General features: G+C 32.5%; 6 protein-coding genes. 2 read left to right on the top strand and 4 right to left on the bottom strand.

Annotation, left to right across the window (positions count from 1 at the left end; all coding sequences use genetic code 11):
• Window positions 1-137: 137 nt before the first annotated feature.
• The 3 genes from JR312_RS04545 to mgtE all read right to left on the bottom strand — a co-directional run bounded on the left by JR312_RS04545 (window position 138) and on the right by mgtE (window position 6,935).
• Window positions 138-1,112, bottom strand: coding sequence for an ankyrin repeat domain-containing protein (locus tag JR312_RS04545; RefSeq protein ID WP_416647834.1), 975 nt, complete (start codon window positions 1,110-1,112; stop codon window positions 138-140).
• Between the two features lie 324 nt (window positions 1,113-1,436).
• Window positions 1,437-5,078 carry an ankyrin repeat domain-containing protein gene (locus JR312_RS04540; protein ID WP_416647833.1) on the bottom strand — a complete coding sequence of 1,214 codons (3,642 nt, stop codon included), beginning with the start codon at window positions 5,076-5,078 and terminating at the stop codon, window positions 1,437-1,439.
• A gap of 486 nt (window positions 5,079-5,564) precedes the next feature.
• Complete coding sequence (gene mgtE / locus JR312_RS04535; RefSeq protein WP_264330490.1) at window positions 5,565-6,935, bottom strand: magnesium transporter; 1,371 nt, start codon at window positions 6,933-6,935, stop codon at window positions 5,565-5,567.
• A gap of 155 nt (window positions 6,936-7,090) precedes the next feature.
• Here mgtE and prfB point away from each other — a divergent pair.
• Window positions 7,091-8,192 (top strand): peptide chain release factor 2 gene (prfB, locus tag JR312_RS04530; protein ID WP_264330491.1). Its coding sequence is split into 2 segments (ribosomal slippage): window positions 7,091-7,156 and window positions 7,158-8,192, totalling 1,101 coding nucleotides; the frame shifts between segments, so codons are not numbered across the junction.
• A 174-nt stretch (window positions 8,193-8,366) separates the two neighbouring features.
• Here the strand turns inward: prfB and JR312_RS04525 are convergent.
• The gene (locus tag JR312_RS04525) at window positions 8,367-9,653 is read right to left on the bottom strand and encodes a Na+/H+ antiporter NhaC family protein (RefSeq protein ID WP_211908158.1); all 1,287 of its coding nucleotides are present in this window, start codon (window positions 9,651-9,653) and stop codon (window positions 8,367-8,369) included.
• Between the two features lie 179 nt (window positions 9,654-9,832).
• On the opposite strand from JR312_RS04525, the gene JR312_RS04520 reads away from it, so the two are divergent.
• Window positions 9,833-10,267 carry a hypothetical protein gene (locus JR312_RS04520; RefSeq protein ID WP_416647832.1) on the top strand — a complete coding sequence of 145 codons (435 nt, stop codon included), beginning with the start codon at window positions 9,833-9,835 and terminating at the stop codon, window positions 10,265-10,267.
• Window positions 10,268-10,350 lie beyond the last annotated feature (83 nt).

Here is a 10,350-nt window from a genome sequence, read left to right as displayed (position 1 = left end):
GATGACAGGATATTTGTTTCTAATTCTTTATAATCTACCAAACCAGTAGTTCTATTTGCTTGACTCATATCAAACCTCCATTTTTTATATCAATTTATTACTTTTTTTTCGGTTTGACACACTTTTTTGAACGTTCCCTAAGCATACTCTGAATATTGCTTTCTCAAACCTTTTTGGTCATCTAATATACTACGTACACCTTCATTTTTCTCAAAAATACTAACCAATTTTGCTATATCACTTTCTTTCAGAAAGTCATACAACGGCTTATTTTCTTTTTCCATCTTTTTAACTTCTCTTCTACTGTTTTCAAGGTATTGTAAATAATCATTGTGTAGATTGCGTGAATCGCTTATAAGTTCTCGCTTTTTGTTTGAGTTTGATGAACTAACATATAAACCAGCAATTTCTAGTCTTGCTATGTGATTTAGTATAATATCACAAATATTTGTATGATTCTTTGTAGCAACATAGTGCAAAGGAGTCTTTCCGCTGTTCTCTACTTTATTAACATCAGCACCTGCTTCTATTAGAACTTTTGCTTCTTCACTTTTACCTAGCAATACAGCCCAGTGCAAAGGAGTTCCAATCATACTTACTTTATTAACATCAGCACCTGCCTCTATTAGAAGTTTTACTATATCTGTAACGTTTTTATAACCATACATAATAGGCATATACAAAGGAGTGAATTCATCTTTGTCTACTGCATTCACATCAGCTCCAGCTTCTATTAGAACTTTTACTCCCTTTGTAAAGAGATTTTCATTAGCCTCATGCAAAGGAGTTCTGCCTTTTTGATCTTTTGCTTCAATATTTGCTCCTAAGTCTATTAGAACTTTTATTGCCTTACTTCTACCTGTAAATGCAGCAAAGTGCAAAGGAGTCTTTCCGCTGTTCTCTACTTTATTAACATCAGCACCTGCTTCTATTAGAACTTTTATTGTCTCTGCATTATCCTTTACAGCAGCTATATGCAAAGGAGCGGCTCCGTTTTTGTCTACTGCATTCACATCAGCTTCAGCATTTATCAATCTCACAACTTCCTTTATATCTCTCTTTTCAATAGCAGCAAAAAGTTCTATTGATTTTGTTTCTTTTGTTTTATACATAAATTACTCTGAAAATATTAATATTTAGTATAACTATATTTATAATAAATGTAAATTCTTTTGCTAATTAATCGCTCTTGTTATAAGTTTACTTGATTTTTCTTTACTATTCCTAAATAAATTATTATCAATTTAATATATCTTTTTGTTAAGAATTTAAACTATATATCTACTTTCAGCAACCAAAACCAAGGGCAGTGAGAAGAGTCTGTTTTGGGATCGTATGGTCTACCACTTGTTCTACGCGAGTTTATATCAATTTATTACTTTATTTCTCTGTTTTTTTGAAATTCCCCTCATAAAATTAAATAGCTTACTGTAAAATTATAGTCTTAAGTCCTTGTTTGCAGGTTGTACAGAGACTCTGTTAAATGAAGATATAGGTGACCTATGAGTTAAGTTAACCGTGCTTTTATCTTCAAATTGCAATGCTTCACTTATATTTTCTAATTTTCTTTTTTTAGTAGTGTATTCATCAAATGCTTTTAGGTGTCTTTCATGTGATTGCATTTTTAAGTATGGAGCTGAGTACACAGTAGATTGAGGTTGATAGCAACAAATACTACTTGGGTAATAATTGGTAGTATAATGGTACAAATCATCGTTGAGTTCAAGTTTCACATTAGCTTCTTGTTCTAAAGAAAAAAGACACCTAGCGCTGTCGTAGCAATGAAACTTAACATCGTAGTTCTGAGGAATATTATTACTAATACCCTCTAGATTCGTATTAACGTTATTCATTACAAGGTAGCGAACAGTGCTTGAGTGACCATATATAGCAGCAAAATGCAAAGGAGTCATGTGATCTTCGTTTTGTGCATTTATATCAGCTCCATGTTCTACAAGGTAGCGAACAATTCCTAGGTAACCATATATAGCAGCAAAATGCAAAGGAGTCATATCATCTTTGTTCGTTACCTCTATTATAGCTCCTTTCTTTATAAGGGATTTAAGCATGCCTAAGCTACCATTTTTAGCAGCAAAATGCAAAGGAGTCATACCATTCTTATCCTGTAAATCTACTGTAGCCCCGTATGCCAGAAGGTACTCAAAAATCTCTAAGGAACTATGTTCAACGGCATAGTGCAAATAACCTTTACCTTCTCCGTCCTTTAAATTTATATAAATCTCTTCTTCCTCTATAAAGTATCTAACGATCTCTAAGCAATTATTTTCAATAGCATAGTATAAAACAGTACTATCAAACTGAAAATATTCGTTATCAATAAAATACTTAACTATTTCTAGTCGATTATGAAGAACAGCACAATCTAAAAGGGTAAGGCTCGGGTCATCATTTACCCTAAAATCAGCCCCTTTTCCTATAAAGTATTTAACTAACGCTAAGTGACCATATATAACAGCATATTCTAAAGGAGGAGATCCATCTTTATCACCGACATTAATAATTTTACTTAATTTTCTTGAATCTACATTCTCGAATATATGCTTAATAACTTCTTCATTACCATCTATGGCCAGAAAATGTAAGATATTCATTCCATAATAATCAGATTCAATAAATTCATTAACTAAATCTTTATATTCACTTGCATAATTCCAAATGGATATGATATGGCTTACATTTTTACAGTTATTATTCATCAATGATGTCATTATTTTTCTTAAAAATTTTTCTTCTCTTTCTTCTTTTCTTTGCTCTAACCTTATCATTTTTTGTACTTCTTGATGAATTTTTGCTATCCCTTTCTCTAATCCAATCAATGAGAACTGATTAAGTAGATCAAGTGCATCCAAAACCCTTTGTTGATTTTCTTTTGATTCCCCCTTGAAAAAAATTTCCTTTGTATTAATTTGATTAGGGTCCAGGTAAGCTATAAATACTAAAATAACATACGCTTGCTGCCCAACATTTTTTTCTTCTTTTATTTTATCAATGTTAACCTTCAAAGCTTTAAAAGATTTTTTATTAACAACTTGTGTCTCCAAAAAATCAGGTTTTGATTGCTGAGCTACTCTATATTCCTCCAGATATTCTCTAATACTAAGCCCTTTTGATTTAATGCATGATGTTGCTGCTTTCAAATCTAATGGAAAATAATTAAGTTGTCCTATTAACTCTGATATAGATTTATCTTGTGATTCATCTTCCCCTAAGGTTTTTCGAATAAATTCCTTGGCTTCTTCTTTTTTAAAATTACCCAACTTTATTTCTTCAATATTACCTGAGTCAGAATTACCGAACTTTATTTCTTCAATATCATCTGAGTCAGAATTACCGAACTCTTGTATTTCTTCCTTACTCTTCTCACGTGGATTATCATTATCGAACTTGTCTATTTCAATATCTTCTATTACTTTTTTCCAATTCTTGTTAGAAGAAGTAATTAAAACGTAAGGTTTTTCTCTATTAGAAAAAATAGGGAAGCTGGATGGTAAAAAACTTTTAATCTTCTTATAACTACTAGCATTATCGAAAACAAACAAACTTTTTGTGTCTTGAAGATGCTCATATACATCCTCGACAATAGATTTAATGTTTCTCTCTCTCCTTTGCTCACTTTTTCTAGAAATCCCTAACCTTTCAGCCAACCTACGAAATGAGTTTGAAAGATTGGTATTTGATGAAGCATCTATCCACATAATCTTGTCCCAAGTACCCTTACGCCTTTCACTAAACCCATAGCCTCTAGCAAGTTCGCTTTTTCCTATTCCAGACTTCCCACTAATTAAGACTACTCGTGACATTTCTACTTCTTGACTACGACTGTGTAACCTTAGGTTCAAATTTTTTACCACCTCTTTTCTTTCAATGAAATCTTCTGGTATCTTGCCAAAACTATAGGAAAATTGACGCCTATCTTCATTTTGTTTTTCAAAATATCCTTCTACATCTTTCCTTTTCGCATGATCTTGTTCATTAATCTCCTTTAATATAAAACGAGCTAATTCTTCTTTTTTTTCATCATTTAAAATATACACATATCTTTCTATGGGTGCTTCACTAGATACATACTTTTGTTTTACCTTCTCCCACTTTCTTAACTCCCATTCAAAGGGAAGCCGATAGCCGTATTTTTCAGCACATCTATATTCCTCTAGATTATGTTCCTCAGAATTACATTGATAATAATTAACAGTTTCATCTTCTTCTTTTTTCTTTATTCCTACCCATTCATACAATTCTGAGGTTACTAAACTTTCACCACTTTGCTCATCTTTTTTTATTTTATATCCAGGACGCGTAAAATATCCTTTCTTTTTTGACTTACCTAGAACAACACCTTGTGTTATAAGATCAACAGAAAAGTCTTGTTCCTCAGAAGTTAAAAGGTAATTCATTGTTCTATGTACAGCATCTATTGCTAACTTCTTAACTCTCCTATGATAAAAAGAGGGATTGATATCTACAACTTTTATGAATGGTTCCTCAAACCTGTGAAAAATTTCTAAGCCAGCTTTTACTAAAATCTCTCTCATTTCAGTTTGGTAGCAAGGCATAGTTATTGTAGAAATATTTTTCGCTCCTTTCTTATGCCGTTTTCCTGTAACATAATGATTGATACTCTCATTAACTTTAACACTAAATAATTTTAGTGGACTTGCTGGAATAGTATTATTCAAAACAGAACTAAAGCTAGCTGAAGCTTTGCTTATTTTTTGTATATTTGAATCTGGTTCTGCCTCCTCAAAATATTTGGATAGTTTTTCCTCGAATTCTTTAATAAAAGTCTTAACAAAAAAAGTTGCTTTTTTCACTATTTCATCACTTGTAATGCTTATACAGCTAAACATTTCTTCATCATCAGTCGATGTACTACTGCTGCCTATAGATGAAGATCTTGTTACTCTAGGGCTCTCTTGACTTCGTCCACACTGAAGTTCTTCACTAGATGATCTATCTTCATGATTAAGACCTCCTTTTGCTCCTATTGTTGACTCATCATCTACATGATCCATTTGATTATCTATTACTTGTTCCTTTGTATTTTCTTTACCTAACATAAAGCCCCCTATATTTTAATATTCATATTTTGATTGTTTTGTCGTAAACCTCTTTTCTGAAGATTGGTTTCAACATTTGATTCTTATGCAGTTGTACCAAAGCAATTTACTGTAGAAACTTTATAGTAACCCTAAGTAACTTTAATTGCTGAGTAACAGTGTGTTTTTCTTTTGATTTCTGACTAAACTAGATATATTCTTAAAAAAGCTGGGATTGCTTTCCGAATGACATACATAATACAGTTCATCTAACACCATACCCCACATATTGATTACATTAAATTGTACTATAGCTAAAAAGACCTAACGGAGCAAAGACTTTTTTTGCATACTCTAGCATTTTAGTTTTTATTTTAAAACTAAAGCAGCTCAGTTTCATGTACTTTTATTTCTTTATCAACTGTTATTTTTCTTCTTCAATGTATCTGTGAGTAATGATAACGTTGCTGGTAAAGCTTGTAAAGCAATTTTTTTATGTAGCAAGATTCAGCTATTTAATAAAAAGATCGTGGCTAGACCAAAAAATATAAGAGCTGAGAGAATATCAGTTGTTGCTGATGTTAAGATTGAAGACGAAACAGCAGGATCGGATCTTAAACGATGAAGCATTATAGGAATGAAAGTGCCGATAAATGTTGCAATAATCGACATTGCAATCATGGAAACTACGAAAATGATCTCTACTTTTAAACTATGGAACCTTATTGCTAATACTACGAGCGAAATTGTAGATAAAATCACTCCATTTATAAGACCTATTAAAAATTCTTTCATCAGTATTCTTTTTGCATTTTGCTCAGTTAGATATTTTGTTGCGATTGCCCGGATAGTTAGTGTTACTGTTTGGGATCCTGCATTTCCGCTCATTGATGCAATTATTGGCATAATTATTGGTAGTACTATAAAACTTTCTATTACGTTATCGAAAAAGCCAACTACTATAGAACATATTGTTGCAGCTAAGAGGTTAAATAATAACCAAGGTAGCCTTTTAATTATAGTTTTATGTATAGGAGCATTTATATCAGATTTAGATGATACACCGCTTATTTTAAGTACATCCTCTTCTGCTTCTTGCTGAACAATTTTGATTACATCTTCAATAAGGATTACACCGATAATTTTACCACTCTTATTTACTACTGGAGCTGATAATAGAGAGTAATCTTTAAATATTCTTGCTACTTCTTCTTGGTCCATTCCAGTTTTAATTATTTTTATATCTTGACTCATTATCTCTTTTATTATTGTTTCTCCTGAGTGAGATATTACCTTATTTAAGTTGAAACTACCTATAGGTTCTAATTTCGAGTTAATGATGAAGATTTGGTAAAATGTTTCTGGTATTTTTTTATAATTGCGCAAGAATTCCATTAGCTGATTTATCGTCCAATAATATGGAGCTATAACCATATTTTTATGTATCAACCTTCCTGCACTTTCTTCTGGGTATGATAACAATTCCTCTACTAATTTTTGAGTTGCATTGGGTAAGTAGTTAAGTATGTTTTCTATAGACTTTCTATCCAAATCTTTCACTATGGCTACTATGTCTTCTATATCAAGAAGCATTAGTAACTTTGCTGTATTTTCTATTCCCAATATTTCTATGATCTCTACTTGTAAATCTGGTACTACATGTACTAAGGCATCACTTAACAAATGTTGATCGAGGATATTAACTAATTTCTCCCTGTGATCACTGATCGAAGTAGATAAAAAATAAGCTAACTGAACGCTATCTATCGTTTTGACAATATTATGAACACTTTCTAATTCTTGATTATCGAGAGACTCTATTAAATCATCAATAGCCTTTTTGTCTAAACCATAATGAGAACTTGTTTTAATATTCATTACTTTACCTTATTTTTTTAATAAATATACACACTTGATTTTATTGAACATTCAAGTATAATAAAATTATTTTGAATTAACTATTATATGGTTAAATTTCTATTTTGTTTGCTGTTATTGTTAGTGATAATAAATATATTAAAGTCTAAAGTATAATGAAAACCCATCCAGAAATCCTTGAATACTTTCAAGGCTTAAATAAAAGTATTTCTCTTATCAGGAGGTGTCTTTGACATAGAAAAATTGAAGTTGCGTCTTGAAGAGCTGGATTCTCAAGCGTCGAATGATAATCTGTGGCAAGACAATCAAAAAGCACAAGAAATTTTAAAAGAACGCTCTAAAATTAAGCATGACATAGAATCGTTTTCAAAGCTAGAAAGCGATTACAACGATGCTATCAGCTTGATGAAATCTGCTATTGATGAGAATGATGAAGAATTTTTTTCTGAAGTTAAAGGTGAGTTAGTAAAGCTAGAGAAATTAATCAAACTTAAAGAGACAGAATCTTTATTTACTGGTGAAGCAGATAACAATAACTGCTTTTTAGAAATCCACTCAGGAGCTGGTGGAACAGAGAGCAATGATTGGGCTGAGATGCTCATGCGCATGTATACAAGATGGGCAGAAATTTATCACAATTTTAAAGTTGAAGTTGTAGAAAAATTAGATGGTGATGCAGTTGGTATAAAATCTACAACAATAAAGATCATCGGAGAAAAAGCTTACGGGTGGGCAAAAAGCGAAAGTGGAGTTCATAGATTGGTTAGAATATCACCATTTGATGCAAATGGTAAACGTCATACCAGTTTTGCAAGTGTAGGAGTAACTCCAGTGATTGAAGATTCAATAGATATTGTTGTGGATGAAAAGGATTTGAAGATCGACACTTACCGTGCTTCTGGAGCAGGTGGTCAGCATGTAAATAAGACTGAAAGCGCGGTACGTATTACGCACATTCCAACAGGCGTTGTAGCTCAATGCCAAAATGGTCGTTCTCAACATAAAAATAAAGATGAAGCACTTAAACTACTTAAAGGACGTTTATATCAAATTGAATTGGAAAAAAAAGAACAGAAAATGGCCGAAGAATATGGCAAGAAATGCGATATAGGTTGGGGCAGTCAGATCAGATCGTATGTTATGCATCCATATCAAATGGTAAAGGATTTAAGGACTGGACATGAAGTTGGCAATATAAATTCCGTTTTTGACGGCAATATAGATTGTTTCATAGTTAGTGTATTGGAGTTAAAATGAGATTTATTAAAAAGCTAAGTTTTATGCTCTGCTAATAAGGGGAAAAGAAAACCAAAACCTATTGAGAAAAATGGAACAATTTTGTGAATATATCTATTATCCAAGTAGCTGATGAAAATGGCAACTCGTTTCTTATGGGCACAAAAATGTAATATGAAGAGAAATCTTCGTACATTAAGTTGTAGCCGCGCAACGTCTGCCATTGATGATTATTTCACCTACTGTAACTGCTGCTAAAATAAAGCAGTAATAAACTTGTGTTAACAAAGAAATAGGTGAGACAGAAGCAATGCTACCTGCTAGCAGCAGCTGGGAACCATAAGGCAAAATGCCTTTTGTAACGCAAGCAAAAATGTCTAACAAGTATGCACTACGGTATGACGGAATATTATGCTTTTGCGCGAGCCTTTTTGCAATATCGCCACTTAATAAAATAGCAATGGTATTATTAGCAACTAAAACAGTAAACATAGATGCTATGCCCGCTATTACAAATTCAGCTTTAGTTTTTGTGATATTGCTTTCATCGATAAGTTTGTGTAATGCCTTTTGACCCTGCTTGTACATTATATGACTCAATCCGCCAATAAATAGAGCAAATATTACTATCTCGTTTACTTTTTTGAAACCGTCATATATGTCATGAGAGAGTTGAATGATAGTATAGTCAAAAAAAGTCATCCCTAATACACTAGCAACAATTATATTTATAGTTATTGTTACTAAAGTAGTAACTTCAAATAACCCCATGATTATTAAAGAAATATAAGGAATAATCTTTATTACTGATAAATAATCTAAATTTGATGTAGGAATAATTTTTGTACTATCTGCCATAATTGCCAGATAGACAAGCGTTATAATGCTGGCAACAAATGCTACTTTAGAATTCACTTTAAGTTTATCCTTTATCGTGGCCCCCTGTGAAGAAACAGATGCAATAGTAGTGTCAGATATCATTGAAAGATTATCACCAAATACGGCACCTCCAACTACAGTTGCAGTTCCTATTTCAAGACCAAAAGCCCCACTTTTTGCTAAGTTAACAGCTATTGGTACCATTAATACAACAACTCCCATAGACGTACCAATTGCAGTTGATATAAAAGCGGAAGCCAAAAATACTCCAGGCAGTAGTAATCTTGCTGGAAGGAAATTGAGAATTAAATCAGCAACAGTATCTGCACTACCAATTGATTGAGTCACCACAGAAAATGCTCCAGAAAATAGAAAAGTTAAACACATAGTAAGGGTGTTTTTATCTCCCATACCCTCGATGACAGTATCGATGTTACGTTGAATTTTACCTGCACTGCATGCAACAGCAAAAAATAGCGCCGGTAGTAGGCAAATTACCGGTGAAACTTGGCGAAGCGGATTATCAATTCCAATAAAGGAAAAATAGACACCACTTCCAAGGTATAAGATTAAAAAAATAACCAAAGGAAAAAAAGCTGTCATTTTACTGCCTTAAAACCTATGATTATAATCAATTAAGTGGTTTCAGGCAAGCTTGGTTTTCTGTAAGTTAATAACAGTCCTTTTAGACTCTCAAGTTACGCTATGGAAAATGCGTTGACTATTCTACCATAATATATAGCATCAAAAAATACTCTATAGTATGAGGTAAAGCTATGGTAATGACATATGAACAGTGGAACATAATATTAGGTGTAATTGATCAAGAGGTAAATTTAAGTAAAGACAATGTAATTGAAAGAATAAAAGAGCTATTAAAGGAAGTAAAGATACTAGGGCAAGCAGAAACATCAAGAATGTTAGAAGAGATATCGCATGGATTAGAAGTATCAAGCAAGATTCCAAGAGTACAAGAGACACAAGAGCCATTAAAAAAGAGACTAAAGGTAGTAAATGTACCGCAGACAAAAGAAGAAGCAAAAAAGATACTAAAGGAGTCAAGGGTATCAAATGCGCAACAGATGGTAAAAAGAATGCTAAAAAGGTTAGGTGTACAAGAGACATTAGAAGAATCAAAAGCAGTGGCGCTAGAGGAATGTGCGGGAACGTTCAAAAAAGTGTGTCAAACCGCATTTTCAATTCAACTCAATTTTTAACCTACCAGGAAAAAAGATATCAAGTTGAGACATAGTTAAAGCCCAATTAGGCAAAGCAGTAATCCACTTTTGCTCTACCTTTT

The sequence above is a fragment of the Wolbachia endosymbiont of Nasonia giraulti genome (genome assembly GCF_048054155.1).
Lineage (GTDB): Bacteria > Pseudomonadota > Alphaproteobacteria > Rickettsiales > Anaplasmataceae > Wolbachia > Wolbachia pipientis_C.
This window is presented reverse-complemented; position numbering and strand designations above follow the sequence as displayed.

Excerpts from the sequence above, each read along its gene's own strand:
- mgtE (WP_264330490.1), bottom strand. The coding sequence starts at position 6,935 with ATGAATATTAAAACAAGTTCTCATTATGGTTTAGACAAAAAGGCTATT.
- JR312_RS04540 (WP_416647833.1), bottom strand. The coding sequence starts at position 5,078 with ATGTTAGGTAAAGAAAATACAAAGGAACAAGTAATAGATAATCAAATG.
- JR312_RS04525 (WP_211908158.1), bottom strand. The coding sequence starts at position 9,653 with ATGACAGCTTTTTTTCCTTTGGTTATTTTTTTAATCTTATACCTTGGA.
- JR312_RS04545 (WP_416647834.1), bottom strand. The coding sequence starts at position 1,112 with ATGTATAAAACAAAAGAAACAAAATCAATAGAACTTTTTGCTGCTATT.
- JR312_RS04520 (WP_416647832.1), top strand. The coding sequence starts at position 9,833 with ATGACATATGAACAGTGGAACATAATATTAGGTGTAATTGATCAAGAG.